Origin of the sequence: Mesorhizobium sp. M0028 (genome assembly GCF_040323855.1) — a bacterium.
Lineage (GTDB): Bacteria > Pseudomonadota > Alphaproteobacteria > Rhizobiales > Rhizobiaceae > Mesorhizobium.
In genome coordinates, this window is sequence record NZ_JAMYVG010000009.1 from 34,096 (window position 1) to 52,158 (window position 18,063).

General features: G+C 61.7%; 17 protein-coding genes. 15 read left to right on the plus strand and 2 right to left on the minus strand.

Going from position 1 to position 18,063, the window contains the following annotated elements; translation table 11 throughout:
* The first annotated feature begins 27 nt into the window (after positions 1 to 27).
* The 15 genes from NKJ93_RS18190 (at position 28) to NKJ93_RS18260 (ending at position 16,099) form a co-directional block, all read left to right on the plus strand.
* Entirely contained in the window at positions 28 to 1,398 is a 1,371-nt protein-coding gene (locus tag NKJ93_RS18190) for a glutamine synthetase family protein (protein WP_352590540.1), read from the plus strand.
* 131 nt (positions 1,399 to 1,529) lie between these two features.
* The gene (locus NKJ93_RS18195; protein WP_352590542.1) at positions 1,530 to 2,918 is read left to right on the plus strand and encodes an aldehyde dehydrogenase family protein; all 1,389 of its coding nucleotides are present in this window, start codon (positions 1,530 to 1,532) and stop codon (positions 2,916 to 2,918) included.
* Positions 2,919 to 2,960: 42 nt separating this feature from the next.
* Positions 2,961 to 3,452 (plus strand): DUF2569 domain-containing protein, encoded by a 492-nt coding sequence (locus tag NKJ93_RS18200; protein WP_352590545.1) that lies wholly within the window; start codon positions 2,961 to 2,963, stop codon positions 3,450 to 3,452.
* Between the two features lie 37 nt (positions 3,453 to 3,489).
* The gene (locus NKJ93_RS18205; protein ID WP_352590548.1) at positions 3,490 to 4,662 is read left to right on the plus strand and encodes an iron-containing alcohol dehydrogenase; all 1,173 of its coding nucleotides are present in this window, start codon (positions 3,490 to 3,492) and stop codon (positions 4,660 to 4,662) included.
* Between the two features lie 244 nt (positions 4,663 to 4,906).
* Complete coding sequence (locus tag NKJ93_RS18210) at positions 4,907 to 6,013, plus strand: ABC transporter substrate-binding protein (RefSeq protein WP_352590551.1); 1,107 nt, start codon at positions 4,907 to 4,909, stop codon at positions 6,011 to 6,013.
* 72 nt (positions 6,014 to 6,085) lie between these two features.
* A complete protein-coding gene (locus NKJ93_RS18215; RefSeq protein WP_352590554.1) occupies positions 6,086 to 6,979 on the plus strand; it encodes an ABC transporter permease in 894 nt (297 codons plus the stop codon).
* A complete protein-coding gene (locus NKJ93_RS18220) occupies positions 6,976 to 7,770 on the plus strand; it encodes an ABC transporter permease (protein WP_352484656.1) in 795 nt (264 codons plus the stop codon). Before NKJ93_RS18215 ends, NKJ93_RS18220 begins: the two co-directional genes overlap by 4 nt.
* Before the next feature lie 15 nt (positions 7,771 to 7,785).
* Complete coding sequence (locus NKJ93_RS18225; RefSeq protein WP_023719045.1) at positions 7,786 to 8,850, plus strand: ABC transporter ATP-binding protein; 1,065 nt, start codon at positions 7,786 to 7,788, stop codon at positions 8,848 to 8,850.
* Positions 8,851 to 9,192: 342 nt separating this feature from the next.
* Positions 9,193 to 9,579 (plus strand): class I SAM-dependent methyltransferase, encoded by a 387-nt coding sequence (locus tag NKJ93_RS18230; RefSeq protein ID WP_023719046.1) that lies wholly within the window; start codon positions 9,193 to 9,195, stop codon positions 9,577 to 9,579.
* On the plus strand, positions 9,515 to 10,351 hold the full coding sequence (locus NKJ93_RS18235; RefSeq protein WP_198030481.1) for a class I SAM-dependent methyltransferase: 837 nt from the start codon (positions 9,515 to 9,517) through the stop codon (positions 10,349 to 10,351). The genes NKJ93_RS18230 and NKJ93_RS18235 overlap by 65 nt, the downstream gene beginning before the upstream one ends.
* A gap of 27 nt (positions 10,352 to 10,378) precedes the next feature.
* Entirely contained in the window at positions 10,379 to 11,329 is a 951-nt protein-coding gene (locus tag NKJ93_RS18240) for an NAD-dependent epimerase/dehydratase family protein (RefSeq protein WP_352494692.1), read from the plus strand.
* A 17-nt stretch (positions 11,330 to 11,346) separates the two neighbouring features.
* The gene (locus NKJ93_RS18245; protein ID WP_023719048.1) at positions 11,347 to 12,519 is read left to right on the plus strand and encodes a glycosyltransferase family 4 protein; all 1,173 of its coding nucleotides are present in this window, start codon (positions 11,347 to 11,349) and stop codon (positions 12,517 to 12,519) included.
* 68 nt (positions 12,520 to 12,587) lie between these two features.
* Positions 12,588 to 14,138, plus strand: a complete 1,551-nt coding sequence (locus tag NKJ93_RS18250) for a cation:proton antiporter (protein WP_352494694.1) — start codon at positions 12,588 to 12,590, stop codon at positions 14,136 to 14,138.
* A gap of 193 nt (positions 14,139 to 14,331) precedes the next feature.
* On the plus strand, positions 14,332 to 15,246 hold the full coding sequence (locus NKJ93_RS18255) for an endonuclease/exonuclease/phosphatase family protein (RefSeq protein ID WP_352494695.1): 915 nt from the start codon (positions 14,332 to 14,334) through the stop codon (positions 15,244 to 15,246).
* A 7-nt stretch (positions 15,247 to 15,253) separates the two neighbouring features.
* Positions 15,254 to 16,099, plus strand: a complete 846-nt coding sequence (locus NKJ93_RS18260) for an EamA family transporter (RefSeq protein WP_023719051.1) — start codon at positions 15,254 to 15,256, stop codon at positions 16,097 to 16,099.
* Here the strand turns inward: NKJ93_RS18260 and NKJ93_RS18265 are convergent, their stop codons facing one another.
* Complete coding sequence (locus NKJ93_RS18265; protein WP_023719052.1) at positions 16,100 to 16,411, minus strand: Dabb family protein; 312 nt, start codon at positions 16,409 to 16,411, stop codon at positions 16,100 to 16,102.
* A 10-nt stretch (positions 16,412 to 16,421) separates the two neighbouring features.
* Positions 16,422 to 18,050, minus strand: a complete 1,629-nt coding sequence (locus tag NKJ93_RS18270) for a GMC family oxidoreductase (RefSeq protein WP_023719053.1) — start codon at positions 18,048 to 18,050, stop codon at positions 16,422 to 16,424.
* Between the last annotated feature and the right edge of the window lie 13 nt (positions 18,051 to 18,063).

An 18,063-nucleotide genomic window follows, 5' to 3' on the forward strand; every position in this document is an offset into this window, starting at 1 on the left:
AACGACAAGCGCTGGAGTGCCGTAAGAATGGCCGGAAATTTCTCGTTCGATCAGTTGAAGCAAGCGGTTTCCAGCGGTGAGGTCGACACCGTGCTGGCCTGCATCGTCGACATGCAGGGGCGGCTTGTGGGAAAGCGGTTCCTGGCCCGGTACTTCGTCGATTCCGCGCATGACGAGACGCATGGTTGCAACTACCTGCTGGCCGCCGATATCGATATGGAACCGGTGCCCGGCTACAAGGCGGCGAGCTGGTCGAAGGGTTATGGCGATTTCGTCATGAAGCCGGACCTTGCGACGCTGCGGCGCATTCCGTGGCTGGAGAAGACGGCGCTGGTGATCTGCGACGTGCTCGACCACCACACCCATGACGACCTGGCGCATTCGCCGCGCGCCATGCTGAAGAAGCAGGTCGAGCGGCTGCAGGAGCGCGGCTATATCGGCTATTTCGCGTCCGAGCTCGAATTCTACCTGTTCAGCGAGACCTACGATTCCGCCCGCAGGAAGCACTGGCAGGGCCTCGAGACGGCATCGCCCTATATCGGCGACTACCAGATCGGCATCACCACCAAGGAAGAAGGCGTCATGCGCCGGCTGCGCAACGAAATGGAGGCGGCCGGCATTCCGATCGAGAATTCCAAGGGCGAGTGGGGTCCCGGCCAGGAAGAGATCAATGTCCGCTATGCTGAAGCGCTCGACATGGCCGACCGCCACGTCATCCTGAAGAACGGCGCCAAGGAAATCGCCGAGTCCGAAGGCAAGGCGATCTCGTTCATGGCCAAGTACAATTACGGGCTCGCCGGCAATTCCAGCCACATCCACAATTCGCTGTGGAGCGCCGACGGCAAGACGCCGTTGTTCTACGACAAAAATGCCGAGTGGACGCTGTCGACGCTCGGCCAGCAATGGGCAGCCGGCCAGCTCAAATATGCCAAGGAATTCACCTGGTTCCTGGCGCCCTACATCAACTCCTACAAGCGCTTCCAGGCCGGCACCTTTGCGCCGACCAAGATCATGTGGAGCGAGGACAACCGCACCGCCGGTTTCCGTCTTTGCGGCGAGGGCACCAAGGGCATCCGCATGGAATGCCGCATCGGCGGTGCCGATTTGAACCCCTATCTGGCTTTCGCCGCGCTGATCGCGGCCGGGCTTGCCGGCATCGATGAAAAGCTTGAACTGCAGAAGCCCTTCGTCGGCGACGCCTACCAGGCCTCGCAGTTGCCTGAAATTCCAAAGACATTGCGCGACGCTACCGCGACGCTGGTGGAATCGAAGATGCTGAGGCAGGCACTCGGCGACGATGTGCTGGAACACTACGTCCACACGGCACACTGGGAACAGTTCGAATACGACCGCCGGATTACGGACTGGGAACTGCACAGGGGGTTCGAGCGGTATTAAATGACCTGGCAATGTCGGCGCCGCCCGTCCCTTACCCGCTCGCTGTGAAGAACGGGGCCAACGCCGGTGTTTCGTCCCTTCCAGAGCGGCATGACCAACGAGAATTATTGTAGAATGCGAGGACCCAAGGCATGACCGAAACGGTCAAGATAAAATCCCCCATCGACGGTTCGATCTATGCCGAACGGCCTCTGGCCACGGACCAGGCGATCGGTGCCGCGGTCGAACGTGCCAAGGCGGCGCAGGAGAAGTGGGCGCAGACGCCGGTCGTCGAGCGCGGCAAGTACATGCTTGCCATGCTGGAAGCGCTGGTCGCCATGAGCGACGAGATCGTGCCGGAGATCGCCTGGCAGATGGGCCGGCCGGTGCGTTATGGCGGTGAGTTCGGCGGCGTCAAGGAACGCGTCAGCTACATGGTCGAGATCGCCGAGGCGGCACTGAAGCCGGTCATGGCTTCCAACCCGAAGCACGGCTTTCGCCGCTATGTGAAGAAGGTGCCGCTCGGCGTGGTCATGGTGATCGCGCCGTGGAACTATCCCTATCTCACTGCCGTCAACACGATCGTGCCCGCGCTGATGGCGGGCAGCGCCGTCATCCTCAAGCACGCGGCACAGACATTGTTGGTCGGCGAACGGTTTCAGCAGGCGTTCGACAGAGCCGGCCTGCCCAAGGGCCTGTTCCGGAACCTCGTTCTGAACCATGCGCAGACCGAAAGGCTGCTCGGCTCCGGCAAGATCGACCATGTCAACTTTACCGGCTCGGTCGCCGGCGGCCGCGCCATCGAAAAGGCGGCGGCGGGCACCTTCATGACGCTCGGCCTCGAGCTTGGCGGCAAGGATCCGGCCTATGTGCTGCCGGACGCCAAGATGGACCATGCCGTTGCCAATCTGGTCGACGGCGCCTTCTTCAATTCCGGCCAGTGCTGCTGCGGCATCGAGCGCGTCTATGTCCACGAGAAGGTCTACGACGAATTCGTCGAAGGCTTCATCGCCGAGACCAGGAACTACGTCGTCGGCAATCCACTCGACCAGGCGACCACCATGGGGCCGATGGCGCAGGCGCGCTTCGCCGACCTGATCCGCGAGCAAAAGGCGGAGGCGCTACGCAAGGGCGCCAAGGCGCACATCGACATGAAGGTGGCTAACGACAGGCAAGGCTCGCCCTATCTGGCGCCGGAAGTGCTTACCCAGGTCGACCACCAGATGAGCGTGATGCGCGAGGAAAGCTTTGGCCCGATCGTCGGTATCATGAAGGTGCGCAACGATGAGGAGGCGATCGCGCTGATGAACGACAGCCCCTATGGGCTGACGGCCTCGATCTGGACGCGCGACACGGACCATGCGGCGGCGATCGGCGACCGCGTCGAGACCGGCACCGTGTTCATGAACCGCTGCGACTATCTCGATCCGGCGCTGGTCTGGACCGGCGTCAAGGACACCGGCAAGGGTGCGGCACTGTCGGCCATCGGCTACGACAATCTGACCAGGCCGAAATCATACCATCTGCGCGAGGTGATCTAAGGTGGCGATCGGCAAGCCAACGATCGCTGTTGAGAGGGAGTAATGGCGGATACGCAACAATCGGCGCTGCCGGATCGTGAAGGTCCCGAGGGTATCGGCGGCTGGCTTGTCCTGCCGATGCTCGGGTTGATGCTCACCCCGATACTAGGGTTGGTACAATTGCACAATACCGACTATCTCGGCATGTTACAGAACTGGCAGGCCTTCAGTTTGTCCCAAGGTGTGCTGATTGTTGCCGAATTGGTGATATCCGGCATACTAAACCTTACAGCCCCGGCCCTATTATTGTTCTTCATGTTCAAGCGCTGGCAGATATTCCCCGGCTGGTACATGATTTGGGCATTCGCGATGCCGATATATTCCGTTGTCGATTCATGGGCCGGGTATCTGGCTTTTCCCGACAGCTTTCCAACGCTGGATGATGCGTTCGATAAAGAAACGATGCGCGACATTTACCGTTCGGTCTGGGCCGCAGCCATCTGGATTCCGTACATGATGCGGTCAGACCGTGTGGCCAATACCTTTGTGAATTAACGACATCCGAGAGCATGAAAGCAGTCAGAAGGTCGAAATGACAAAACTCGTTTCTAAATGGAATTACCCTACGACCGTCCGCTTCGGCGCCGGACGCATCAAGGAACTGCCGGAGGTGCTGGCGGCGACCGGCATCAAGCGGCCGCTGTTCGTCACCGACCCGGGACTGGCCAAGCTGCCGGTGGTGGCCTCGACGCTGAAGATCCTCGACGACGCCAAGGTGCCGTATGGCGTGTTTTCCGAGGTCAAGCCGAACCCGGTCGATTCCAACCTGACCGCCGGCATCGCCGTGTTCAAGAAGGGCAAGCATGACGGCGTCATCGCCTTTGGCGGCGGCTCGGCGCTCGACCTCGGCAAGCTGATCGCCTTCCAGGCAGGGCAGACGCGACCGGTCTGGGATTTCGAGGATGTCGGCGACTGGTGGACGCGCGCCGATGCCGATGCGATCGCGCCGATCATCGCCGTGCCGACCACGGCCGGCACCGGTTCGGAGGTCGGCCGCGCCGGCGTCATCACCAATGAAGCGACCCACACCAAGAAGGTCATCTTCCATCCGAAGCTTTTGCCGGCGATCGTCATCGCCGATCCGGAGCTGTCGGTCGGCATGCCGGGCTTCATCACCGCCGGCACCGGCATGGATGCGCTCGCCCACTGCCTCGAAGCCTATTGCGCGCCGGGCTATCACCCGATGGCCGACGGCATCGCCGTGGAAGGCATCAGGCTGGTCTTCGAAAACCTGCCGAAAGCCTATGCCAATGGTAAGGATCTGGTTGCCCGCGCCAATATGATGAGTGCCGCCGCCATGGGGGCCGCCGCCTTCCAGAAAGGGCTTGGCGCCATTCATTCGCTGTCGCATCCGATCGGCGCGCTTTACGACACCCACCACGGCATGACCAACGCCGTGTTCATGCCCTATGTGCTGGCCTTCAACCGCGAGGCGATCGAGCCGCGCATCGCCCGGCTCGCCGCCTATTGCGGCATCAAGGGCGGCTTCAACGGCTTTGCCAAGGCGATCGTCAAGCTGCGCAAGGAGCTCAAGGTGCCGCACGCGCTGCCCGGCCTGATCAAGGGGCTCGACATGGACAAGAAGCGCAAGGGCCTGATCGCCGACATGGCGGTGGTCGATCCGACCGCCGGCGGCAACCCGGTCAAGCTGACCAAGAAGGCGGCGCTGACGCTGCTGGAAAACGCCATCGCCGGCGCCGTCTGAGGCAACTTCAGCATTGCAAATCCATTTGGGAAAAACGAGGCGAAGAAAGGGGGAAAGGATGAAAGGCAAGGCCGAAACTAGTTAGCCGGAAAAATAACGGCGTAGCGATTGCTACAGCCGGTTAAAAAGAGTTTACTTTTTCGTACTGCAGGGCATCGCTTTCACAAAGCTTTCATCTGGCTGTCACACGAAAACGATACCGCATCGCAGGCGTCCAACGGCGTCAGTTCAACGGAGAGAACACATGTTCAAATTCACGGGAAAACTGCTTTCCCTTTCGGCCGTCGCCCTGATGGCGACCTCTGCCATCTCGTCGGCCCAGTCCATGGATGAACTGGTCGCCGCAGCCAAGGCGGAAGGCCAGCTCACCACGATCGCGCTGCCGCACAGCTGGTGCGGCTATGGCGACGTCATCGCCGGCTTCAAGGCAAAATATCCGGGGATCACCGTCAACGAACTCAATCCCGATGCCGGCTCCGGCGACGAGATCGAGGCGATCAAGGCCAACAAGGACAATAAAGGCCCGCAGGCGCCTGATGTCATCGACGTCGGCCTGTCTTTCGGCCCGTCCGCCAAGGCAGATAACCTGATCCAACCCTACAAGGTGTCGACCTGGGATACGATCCCTGACAGCGCCAAGGATGCCGATGGCTTCTGGACCGGCGACTACTACGGCGTGCTCGCCTTCGGCGTGAACAAAGCCGTCGTGCAGAACGCGCCACAGGACTGGGCTGACCTGCAGAAGCCGGAATATGCCAACTCGGTGGCGCTCGCCGGTGACCCGCGCACGTCGAACAACGCCGTCATGTCGGTCTACGCTGCGGGCCTCGCGGCTGGCGGTACCGGCGGCCAGGACGCCGCCGCCAAGGGTCTGCAATTCTTCAAGCAGCTCAACGATGCCGGCAACTTCGTGCCGGTCGACGCTGAAGCGGCAGCTGTCGCCCAGGGCACGACGCCGATCGTGATGAACTGGGACTACAACCTGCTTGCCATGCGCGACAAGATGGCCGGCAATCCGGAAATCGAAATCGTCGTGCCAAAGGGAGCGGTGGTCGCAGGCGTCTACGTTCAGGCGATCAGTGCCTATGCGCCGCACCCGAATGCCGCCAAGTTGTGGATGGAGTATCTCTATTCGGACGAAGGCCAGCTCGGTTGGCTGAAGGGCTACTGCCACCCGATCCGCTTCAACGATCTCGCCAAGAAGGGCGTGATCCCGAAGGAGATGCTGGATAAGCTGCCGGCCGCCGAGAACTATGAAAAAGCGGTCTTCCCTACTTTGGAGGAACAGAACGCTGCCAAGAAGGAAATCAGCACGAACTGGGATGCCATCGTTGGCGCCGTCGTGAAGTAATTCATAGGGCGCTGGGCGGTTCGCCGCCCGGCGCCCTATGCCAACTTCGGGAACTCCATGGCAGATTCCACAATGTCCCAGACAGCCAGCGTCAGTCCTGGCGCGCCGGAGATCAGCCGCCTTCGGCTGCCACTGCATTGGTTAGGCGTAACTCCGTTCTTCATTTTCGCGCTGCTCTTTCTGATCTTGCCCACGGTAGGGCTGATCGCGGGCGCGTTCAAAAATGCAGCTGGCGACTATACGCTCGATAACATCATAGCGTTGTCGCAACCCAAGCTCGCGGCGGCCTATTGGGTATCCATTCAGATCAGCTTTGTTTCTGCGATCCTTGGCGCCTTGATCGGCCTGGCAATGGCCGTGGCAGTCGTTCGCGGAGGTTTGCCGTCGTGGTTACGCTCGGCGACCTTGACCTTCTCGGGCGTCGTCTCGAATTTCGCCGGCGTGCCGCTGGCATTCTCGTTCATCGCGACGCTAGGTCGGCTCGGAGTGGCGACAATCCTGTTGCGAGACATTTTCGGCATCAACATCTATTCGCTCGGCTTCAGTATCTTTTCGTTTTGGGGCCTAATCCTCACCTACCTTTATTTCCAGATTCCATTGATGATTGTCATCATCACGCCGGCGGTCGATGGGCTGAAGAAGGAATGGGGTGAAGCTGCCGCCACGCTCGGCGCAAGCAATTGGCAATATTGGCGCATGGTGGTCATCCCGGTCTTATGGCCGAGTTTTCTCGGTACGACGGTCCTCCTCTTTGCCAACGCGTTCGGGGCGGTCGCAACAGCCTATGCACTGACGGGGCCGTCACTCAACATCGTGCCCATCCAGCTGTTCGCGCAGATTCGCGGCGACGTGCTTTACAATCCGAATCTAGGCTACGCGCTTGCATTCGGCATGATAGTCATCACCGGCTTGGCCAACCTCTTCTATATCTTGTTCCAACGGCGAGCCGAGCGGTGGCTGAAATGAAGCAAGGCAGCCGCTTTTGGGCTTGGCTCGTTTTTGGCGTGGGAACCGCCTATTTTGTCCTGCCGCTTTTGGCGACCTTTGAATTCTCCTTGCGTAAGCGGCGCGGGGAATACTCCTTTGACGCCTACCGCTCAGTCTTCGAAGATCCGAATTTCCAGACGACATTTACCTACTCCGTCGTTGTGGCGGTTTTCACCATTCTTTTGGGCGTGCTCCTCGTTGTCCCGACGGCCTACTGGATTCGGCTGCGGCTACCGAATCTGCGGCCGCTCGTAGAGTTCATCACTCTGCTGCCGCTGGTTATTCCCGCTATCGTCATCGTCTTCGGCTACATCAGAATGTTCGGTTCGAATTCAACGCTGCCTTTCCTGGCGACAGCGCGCGGCACCGATGTTCTGCTGGTCATCGGCTATGCAGTGCTGGCGCTGCCTTATATGTACCGGGCGGTCGATACCGGTCTCAGGACCATCGACGTCAGAACGCTCACCGAAGCCGCACAAATCCTCGGCGCCGGCTGGACCACCATCATCGCCCGCATCATCCTGCCGAACGTACTGATCGCCGTCTTATCCGGCGCGTTCCTGAGTTTTGCCATCGTCATCGGCGAGTTCACCATGGCCTCGCTGTTGAATCGCCCAGCCTTCGGCCCCTATCTGCAGAACATCGGCGCCAACAGTGCCTATGAGCCGTCGGCACTGGCGATCATTTCGTTCGCCATCACCTGGGGCTGCATGTCGCTGATCCAGATCCTGTCGCGCTTCGCGCCGAAATCGGCAAACCGCCCGAACTGATCGAAAGAAAAAGTCATGGCCGAGCCATTCCTCTCAATACAGCAGGTGCAAAAATCCTTCGGCGCCACCACCGTGGTGCAGGATTTCAACCTCGACGTCGAGCCGGGCGAATTCGTCTCCTTCCTCGGGCCATCGGGCTGCGGCAAGACGACGGTGCTGCGCATGGTCGCCGGCTTCGAGGAGCCGAGCGCCGGCAAGATCGTGGTGGCCGGCAAGGACATCACCCGGCTCAAGCCCAACCAGCGCAATGTCGGCATGGTGTTCCAGGCTTACGCGCTGTTTCCGAATCTGACCGTGGCGCAGAACATCGGCTTCGGGCTGAAGGTCGCGGGCATGCCCAAGCCCGATGCCGACAGGCGCGTTGCCGAGATGCTCGACCTCATCAAGCTGCCGCAGATGGGCGATCGCTATCCCTATCAGCTCTCCGGTGGCCAGCAGCAGCGTATCGCGCTGGCGCGGGCCATCGCGCCGAAGCCGAAGCTCCTGCTGCTCGACGAGCCGTTGTCGGCGCTCGATGCCAAGGTGCGCGTATCGCTGCGCGAGGAAATCCGCTCGATCCAGAAGAAGCTCGGCATCACCACCATCTTCGTCACCCACGATCAGGAAGAGGCGCTGTCGATTTCCGACCGCATCGCTGTGATGTATGGCGGCAAGGCCGAGCAAGTCGGCACGCCGTTCGAGATCTACAACCGGCCGGCAACCAAATTCGTCGCCAATTTCGTCGGCACGCTGAACGTGCTGGAAGGCACGGTCACCGACGCGGCTTCGGGCAAGGTGCGCGTCAACTCGCAAGAGGTCTCGCTCAAGGGCAAGCTCAACGGCTCGAAGTCCGGGGACACGCTGTCGCTGGCGTTGCGGCCCGAGGCGATCTCGCTCGGCCGCCACCCCGGCCGCGACTCCAGCCTTTCGGGCGAAATCGCCGAGGTGCATTTCCTCGGTTCGGTGATCCGGGTGCGCGTCGGCATCGGCGGCAGCACGGTCTCGCTAGACACATTCAACAGCCCGGCAACGCCGCCGCCTGCCGTCGGCGAAAAGGCCGAGATTTCGTTCTCGTCCGGCGACATGCTTGTGCTGCATTGAGGCAGTTCTGGAAAAACTGTTCCACATTTTCCTGGGATCGCCTTCAGGCGATCCGCCAATAGACAGGCGGATTTGCCTCGGCGCGAGCAAAAGAACCGGATCTGCTCAGACCCAAGCTTGGTAGCGTGACAATTGTCGATCGGACGAATATACGGAGGTCGCGACGGTGTGATTTCCTGTGCTCCACATTTAGTCAGGGAATGTTGCAATCGCGGTCAATCTCATGCGTCAAAAGAGACAAGCAGACCGCCAAGGGAAACCCGCTGGGGAGTGAAGATTGATCCTTGAATTGGAATTGTCTGCAGCCGGTTTTGTGACCTGCAGTTTGGGACATTTTGGCTGATGGGCTCCAGCAATTTCCTGGACTCTGAAGACGCTGTGCGCAGGTTGCCTGGTCATCCGGAACAGGCCGACTTGGCGCGCGCAGCGTATTTCCATCAACTGAAATCGATGCCGGCGCGCCGCTATCATGGAAGTGCCGAGTTGCGCCGCAATTTGCCGAAGCAGCTTGGGCGAGCCTTTGATCTCGGGGTGGGCAATGGAACCCTGTCTCTTGCGTCGGCGGCCGATGGATGGCAGGTCACGGCGGTTGAGCCGGACCCTAGCGCGTTGACCGGAACTGATGCGATTCGGGCGCCCGCCAGAAACACCGGTACGCGCATTGATGTCGTCGAAGCCGGTCACCTGGTATCGTTCATTTGTGAAAAGGAAGATCGTGATGTCGGCTAAAGGGGTCGAAGAAGCGCGGCCGATAACAGTCACTGATACCGCGGCTGACATCTACTCGGACAGTCAGTACCTTGCCAACAATCCTGACTGGCATCTGGCCGATACAGCCTGGAAGGCGCGCGAGATCGCAAACATCCTGGAGCGCAACAATGTTGTCTGGCGCGACGCCGTCGAGGTCGGCTGCGGCAGCGGCGGCATCGTCGGCAAATTGGCCGCGCAATATCCGGGCAGACCTATTCATGGATACGATATTTCCGAAGACGCAGCAAAACTCTGGCCGCTGCAAAAGGCGTCTGGCGCGATCTTCCACCACGAGGATTTTCTGGCGACCAAGTCAGTGCATGACCTTGTCATGCTGATCGACGTCTTCGAACATGTCGAAGACTATATGGGCTTTTTGCGGGCACTGCGCCCGCACGGCCGCTATCACGTTTTTCATATTCCTTTGGACCTTCACGTCCAGGGACTGGTTCGGCGAGCTTACATGCACGCACGTCAGAAGGTGGGGCATCTCCATTATTTCACGCGCGAGACCGCGCTTGCGACGCTTGAGGACACGGGTTACACGGTGGTCGATTGGCACTTTACCGACGTGGCGGGCGAAGCCAACGTTTCCACGAGGCCTCTGCGCACCAAATTGCTCAATCCAGTGCGCAAACTGATAGGCAGCGTTGCCCCCGCTACCAGCGCGCTGCTGCTGGGCGGCTTTTCCCTCATGGTGCTCTGCCGGCCGCGCGATGATCCGTCCGCCCCGGCTGCCATGCCCTTGTGAACTTCAGATAGCCGGAGAGAAATCCTGATGACGAATCCCCAACGCGTCCTCGTTACGGGCGGAGCTGGTTTCATAGGCTGGCGGTGCGCGCGAAATCTCGCCAAGGACGGCGCTCGGGTGTTGATCGCCGATAATCTTTCGGTCGGCATGCCGATGCCTGACATGGACGGATGCGAGACGCGGGAGATCGACATCCGCGACAAGAGTGGGATGGTAGAGTTGGCTGAGGGTTTCAAGCCCGACACCATTATCCACCTGGCGGCTATTCACCACATTCCGACATGCGAGCGACAGCGCGCCTATGCGTTGGACGTGAACGTGGTCGGCACCGAAATCGTCCTCGATGCTGCTGAAAAGGCTGGTGTCGGAACGGTCGTGCTGGCGTCCAGCGGCGCGGTGTACGACTGGGTCGATGCCCCGCTCGACGAGGATGCGACCAGGACCTGGCCTTGCGACAATTATGCTCTGTCCAAGCTGACTAATGAAAGCCAGCTTCGTTTCTGGGCCGACAGGACCGGCGGGAGGGGGCGTGTGGCGCGCATCTTCAACACTATCGGCCATGACGACCCCAATGCGCATCTCATTCCCGATATTCTCAACCAGCTCTACAATGCCAAGGGCCAGGCCAGGATCGCATTGGGCAATCTGAAACCGCGGCGCGACTACATCCATGCGGAGGATACCGCTGCCGGGGTGGCGGCTTTGGCCGGCGACACTGGTGAGGCGAGTTTCGATGTCATGAATATCGGTTCCGGCAGGGACGCATCGGTGGAGGAGCTTGTTCGCCTGATCGGAGCGGCGATGAAGGTCGATATCGAGATCGTCGAGGACAAGGCGCGCTTACGCAGGGTCGACCGCGCAACGCAACTGGCCAAGGTGGACAAGATCGGAAATCGAGTTGGCTGGTCCGCCAAGATCGAACTTCCAGCCGCCGTGGCCGATATCGTGCGCGGGTTTCCTTTCAAAAAGGCAGGCTGAGGCATCGAGGGGCGAAGATGATTACCGCGGGCTTCACGCTCATCGGCCGAGGCAACTGGTCAGGTGGGGAGACCTACCTGCGCAACATGCTCGGCGTTATTTCCAGCGAATTGGCCGGGAAGTTGCAGGCCAAGCTGTTCTTAACTCCGGCGCAGGCAGAAAAGATCGGCACATCGATGGATGCTTTCCTGGCCGCGCCGCCGATCGTCGATGCGAAGGTTGCTGATTTTGGCCGCGGTCGCAACGCCATCCGGGCGCTGGCCAGCGGCAGCGACGCCGATGCGGCACGGATACTAAGCCACGAAGGCGTCGACGTGGTGTTCGAGCCGGCGCAGTTCTACGGCAACCGTTTTCCGATTTCTGTCGTATCGTGGATTCCTGACTTCCAGCACCGACACTTGCCACACCTGTTCTCGCGCTCCATGTGGTGGCGTCGCGATTTGGGATACCGTCTGCAGACGTCCGGCAAACGCATCATCCTGTTGTCGAGCGATGACGCCAGGCGGGACTGCGAGACGTATTATCCCGCAGCACGCGGCAAGACGGCGGTCGTTCGGTTTGCAATCGATCTTGATCCGGCCCCGCATATAGCAAGGCAGGCGGAGGTGATCGCACGGTATGAACTGCCGCAGCGTTATTTCTACCTACCGAACCAGTTCTGGTCGCACAAGAACCATGGGCTTGTGATCAAAGCATTGGCGCACATATCGGCAAATGGCGGGCTTGATAAGGTTGCCCCCGTGATCTTGACCGGGCGAACCGAAGACCCGCGCAATCCCCGACATTTCGACCAGTTGCTGGCTAGCGCCAGGGAGGCCGGCGTGTCGGGTCATTTCCGTCATCTGGGCCTTGTGCCTTACGAGGATGTGTTCGGCCTCAACGCTGCTTCCGATGCTCTCATCAATCCTTCGCTGTTCGAGGGCTGGTCAACCACGGTCGAGGAAGCCAAGGCGCTCGGCACACGGATGCTCCTCTCGGATATCAGCCTTCATCGGGAGCAGGCGCCAAACGCGACGTTCTTTCCGGTCGACGATGCCGTCGCGTTAGCGTCCGCCATGGTCACCATGTCTCAGGGACCGGCGCGAACGCATGAAAAGGCCGAAAAGCTGCGTGCCGATCATGCGGCGCGTCGCCAGATGTATGCGGACGCGCTTCTTGGAGCATTCCAGCGCGCCGCCGCAGTTCGCTGACCGCCCTCAGTCATGATCGAACCGTCCAGGCCCCTGCCGTCGGTCGCTTTTCACGGTTATAACTGGGCATGGCGCTTTTTGAACTGACCCTTGTTCTTCTCCTGGCCGCGGTCGCCCTGACGGCGTTGTCACGGCGTCTGCAGATTCCCTATCCTTCGTTGCTGGCGCTGGCCGGCGCCGGCATAGCCTTCCTGCCGTTTGCACCGACCATCGAGATCGACCCGGAGCTGGCGCTCGCTCTGTTCATCGCGCCGGTGCTGCTCGACGCGGCCTATGACACGTCGCTGCGCGATCTCAACCGCTACAAGGTTTCGCTCATCCTGCTGGCGCTCGGCGCCGTCATCTTTACCACCGTGACCGTGGCATTTGTCGGTTGGACGATGGCAGGCCTGCCCATTGCCGCGGCCATAGCACTTGGGGCGATCGTGGCGCCGCCCGATGCCGTCGCAGCCGCGGCCGTGCTCGGACAGTTCAAGGTGCCGCACCGCATCACCGCCATCCTGGAAGGCGAGAGCCTGCTCAACGACGCCACGGCGCTGTTGATCTACAGGATGTCGGTTTCCGCAGCCGCCGGCTCCATCCTGTTCAGCAGTGCCGTACCAATGATCCTGCTGTCGACGGTTGGCAGCCTTGCCGCAGGCTATGTGCTCGGCCGGTTGTCTCTCGCGATACTCGGCCGCATCGACGACCCGGCGAGCGGCACCGTGGTGCAATTCGCCTCAACGTTCGGCGTCTGGATCCTGGCCGACAGGATAGGGCTTTCCGCCATCATCACGATCGTCGTCTATGCCATGACGATCGCACGTACGTCGCCGCGCCGCATGCCGGCAAGGAATCGTGTCAGTTCCTACTCGGTCTGGGAGACGGCGGTGTTCGTGCTCAATGTCTTGGCCTTCGTTCTGATGGGACTTCAGGCACGGTTGATCGTCGGCCGCCTTGCTGAGCAGGGGCAGGTCGAAGCATTCATCTTCGCCGCAGCCGTGCTGGCTGTCGTCATCGTCTCGCGGCTGGTCTGGGTGCTGGGCTGTGGCGCGATTCTCAGAAGGCTGGCACGTCTGGGCGATGAGGACAGGCGGAGAGACGCTCCGACATTTCGCGGCGGCGTGCTCATCGGCTGGTGCGGCATGCGCGGCCTGGTGACGCTTGCGGCAGCCTTCGCCTTGCCGGCCGATTTTCCCGGCCGCGACCCGATCGTGCTCGCCGCTTTCACTGTCGTGCTCGGCACGCTGGTGCTGCAAGGCGTCAGCCTGAAGCCGTTGCTGCTTCTGCTCAATTTCGACCCCGACCAGACCGTCGACCGGGAGGTCGCGCAGGCGCGCGTCGCCATCATGCAGGCGGCGCTGGACGTGCTGAGCGGCAAGACATCGAGTGCGGCAGGGGCGGTGCGAGAGCAATATGCGGCGCAGCGCGCCATCGCCGAAAACCCGGAGGATGCCCAGGCCGCGACCGAGTATGACAGATTGCGTCTTTATGCCATCAAGAGCCAGCGCGATGCGCTGGAGCGTTTGCGCATCGACGGAACGATCGGCGACGAAGCCTACCACCGCCTTGAGGAAGAAATCGACTGGTCGGAACTGGCAGCATCCCCGCCCGGTCGGTTCCAGCCGCTGACCACTTAAAGCGCGTCGCGTTTGGACAGCCTCTTGCGACGCGCTTTAAGTTTTTGTCTCTATGCATGTCGTTATCCCAAAACCGCTGCGCACTTTTGGGCGACAAGCATTAGCATCTGGCCCAAGCTCCCTCCGCCCGGCTGCACATTGCAAGGCTGTCAGCGAACGGCTACTGCCAGCAGGAAACTGAGCCGGATAAGCAATGAAGCTGGTCAGCTACAACATCCAGTACGGCTTCGGCAGCGATGGCCGCTACGATCTGGCGCGCTGCGCCAAGGTCGTTGCCGGCGCCGACATCATCGCCTTACAGGAAGTGGAGCGGCACTGGTTGCGCAGCAACGAGGACGACCAGCCGGAACTTCTTTCGCAATTGCTGCCCGACTACCATTGGGTCTATGGCCCGGCCTTCGACATGGATGCCAGCCGACGGCGTGAAGGCCGCATCGTCAACCGGCGGCGGCAATTCGGCACCATGCTTCTGTCGAAGCTGCCGATCGCCTGGTCGCGGCTGCACACGCTGCCGCTCAGGCGCACGCTGCGGCCGCTCAACACCCGCAATGCCGCACTCGAGTGCATGATCCGCACCCCTGCCGGCCCGGTGCGGGTGCTGTCGCTGCATCTGGCACATATTGCCGCCGAGGAGCGGCTGGAGCAGATCGAATACCTGCTCGCCGAGCATCACCGGGCGCCGTCCGAGGGCGGGCCATGGAGCGGTGCCGACGATGAGCCGGCGCGCAACTGGAGCAATGGCGAACAGGAGCCGGAAAGCCCGCTGGCGGCGATCTGGATGGGCGACTTCAACATGGAGCCGGGCAGCGCCGAGTACCGCCGCATCGCCGGCAGCGCGCCCTATCATCGCGGTGCCGCCTATCTCGACGGTTTTGTCGATGCCGCCGCCGTCGCCATGGAACCGACAACGGATTTCCATACCCATGTGAAGACCATCGACGGCAGAGTAGCAAAGCGCCGGCTCGACCATTGCTTCGTCGGCGGCATGTTTGCCGGGCGCGTGCGTTCGGTCAGTGCCGATGTCGGCCAAATCGCCTCCGATCATTTTCCGCTCTGGGTCGATATCGACATGGAAGCGCCGGTAGCCACCGGGATCGGCGGCGGATGAGCCGCCGATGAGCCTGTTTGTCTTTTTCGCGGTGCTTGCCGCTGCGGCCATGCATGCGATCTGGAACGCGCTGGTCAAGGTCCATCTCGACCGTTTCCTGTCGATTACGCTGATGACGGCCGGCATGGGTGCCGCCGCGCTGGTGACGTTGCCTTTCGTCGAGGTGCCGAAGCCGGAAGTGTGGCCATACATCCTCGCCTCGGTTGTCTTCCACATGGGCTACAGGACGTTCCTGATCGGTGCCTACAAGGCCGGCGATTTCGCCCAGACCTATCCGCTGGCGCGCGGCACCGCGCCGCTATTGGCTGCTTTGGGGGGCATTGTGGTTGTGGCCGAGATGCCGGCGCCGCTCGCTATCGTCGGCATCGTCTTGTTGTCGGCGGGCACGCTGGTGCTGTCGTTTCGCGGCGGCGCGCATCTGGAGAAGTTGAACCTGCGCGCCGTCGGCTTCGCGCTGGGCACATCGATCTTCATCGCCAGCTATACGCTGTCGGACGGCAGCGGCGCGCGGCTCGCCGCCACCGCGTCGAGTTATGCGGCCTGGCTGTTCGTCTGCGACGCGCTGTGGGCGCTGGTGCTGTGCGTCGTCTTTCGCGGCCCACGGGCGCTGCCGGTGCTGGCGCGCGACTGGAAGGCGGGAATCTATACCGGCGTGCTCAGCGGCGGCGCCTACTGGATCGTGATGTGGGCGATGACCAAGGCGCCGATCGCCTCGGTGGCGTCGCTGCGCGAAACATCGATCCTGTTCGCCATGATGATCTCGGTGTTCGCGCTCGGCGAGAAGATGACGGCATGGCGAGGTGCTGCGGTGCTTAGCATCGTCGCCGGCGTCGTTGCGCTGAGACTGGGATAGTCACGCGATCTCCAGGTCGCACACTATCAGCCCGTCCGTGCCACCTTCGAGCGCCGCGACCAGTCTCGCGCCGGCTCGCTGGTGCGCTTCATGCTCCAGATAGGCATCGCGTGCCGCCGCATCGCGAAAGTCGATGGTGAAGCCGTGCGTGAAGCCGCGGGCGAAGGGTTCTGGGCTGGTGTTGGCGCTGAACTCGACCTTGCCCATGCCGTCGATCACCGGCCGCAACGCTTCGAGATCGCCATGGATTGCCGCGCGCTCGGCGATGGCGACATCGTTGCGGAATCTGACGAAAACACAGTGCCTGATCATTCTTTGTCCCTCATGCCGCTCGGTTGGTGGAAAACACCGCCGGCGGCAGCGGCTCCCGGCCAAGGATCAGATCGGCGCCCTTTTCGCCTACCATGATCGTCGGCGCGTTGGTGTTGGAGGAGGGGATGCGCGGCATCACCGAGGCGTCGCAGACGCGCAGGCCCTCGATGCCGCGCAGCTTGAGATCGGGCGTTACCACGCTCATCGCATCGTGGCCCATGCGGCAGGTGCCGACCGGGTGGTGGTCGGTCTTGGAACTGCGGCAGGCGTAGTCGAACAGTTCGTCGCCGGTCTGCAGGTCGGGTCCCGGTAGTACCTCGCGCAGCACGTAGGGCTGCAGCGCCTTCTGCCGCATGATCTCGCGCGCCAGCCTCAGCCCCTTGATCGACATGTCGCGGTCATAGGGATCGGACCAATAGTTCGGATCGATCAGCGGGCGGTCGGCCGGGTCGGCACTGTTCAGCCGCACCGTGCCGCGCGAGCGCGGTGGCAGGAAGGCCGAGTTCAGTGTCACGCCCGGATTGTTCAGCTTCTCGACGCCGGCCTCGATGCCGGAGCCGAGGCCGAGATGCAGCTGGATATCGGGAGAGGCGGCGGTCGGATCGGCGTACCAGAACCCGCCGGTCTCGAACAGGCTGGAGGCCACGGGGCCCTTCTTCAGGAGAAGATACTGCAGGCCGGCCCACGCCGTCCAGTGCAGCTTGGCGTAGTTGTCATAGGTGTGGTTGCCGGTGCATTCGGCGATGACGAACAGGTCGAGATGATCCTGCAGATTGGAGCCGACGCCGGGCAAATCGTGCACCGGCGTCACGCCGACCGCCTTCAGATGGTCGGCCGGGCCGATGCCCGACTGCATCAGAAGCTTCGGCGAGCCGATGGCGCCGGACGAGACGATCACCTCGCGTTCGGCGTGCAGGATCGTTGGCTGGCCGCCCGGCTTGTCGACGATCTCGACGCCGACAGCGCGGCCTTTGTCGACGACGATGCGTGTCACCAGAACGCCGGTCCTGATGGTGAGATTCTTGCGCTCGCGGATCGGCCTGAGATAGGCGACCGAGGCGGAGGAGCGTTTTGCGTCCTTCTGCGTCAATTGGTAGTAGCCGACGCCCTCCTGGCTGGCGCCGTTGAAGTCGGGATTAAAGGGAATGCCCATCTCTTGTCCGGCACGGAAATAGGCCTCGCAGATCGGCAGCGGCGCGATCGGGTTCGATACGCCGAGCGGGCCCTGGTCGCCGTGAAAATCGTTGGCATAGCGCTGGTTGTTCTCGGCGCGCTTGAAATAGGGCAGCACGTCGCGATAGCCCCAACCGGCAAGGCCTTCTTCCTTCTCCCAGGCATCGTAGTCGCGTGCGTTGCCGCGCGTGTAGATCTGGGCGTTGATCGAAGAGCCGCCGCCGATCACCTTGGCCTGCGTGTACCGGAAGACGCGATCGTTCATGTACTTTTGCGGCACCGTCGACCAGCCCCAGGCGGCGATGCCCTTGGTCATCTTGGCAAAACCGGCCGGCATGTGGATCAAGGGATGCCAGTCCTTGCCGCCGGCTTCGAGCAGCAGCACCTGATGCGACGGATCTTCGCTCAGCCGATTGGCGAGTACGCAGCCGGCCGGGCCGGCGCCGACAATTATGTAGTCAGTCATGGGATGTAGTCGA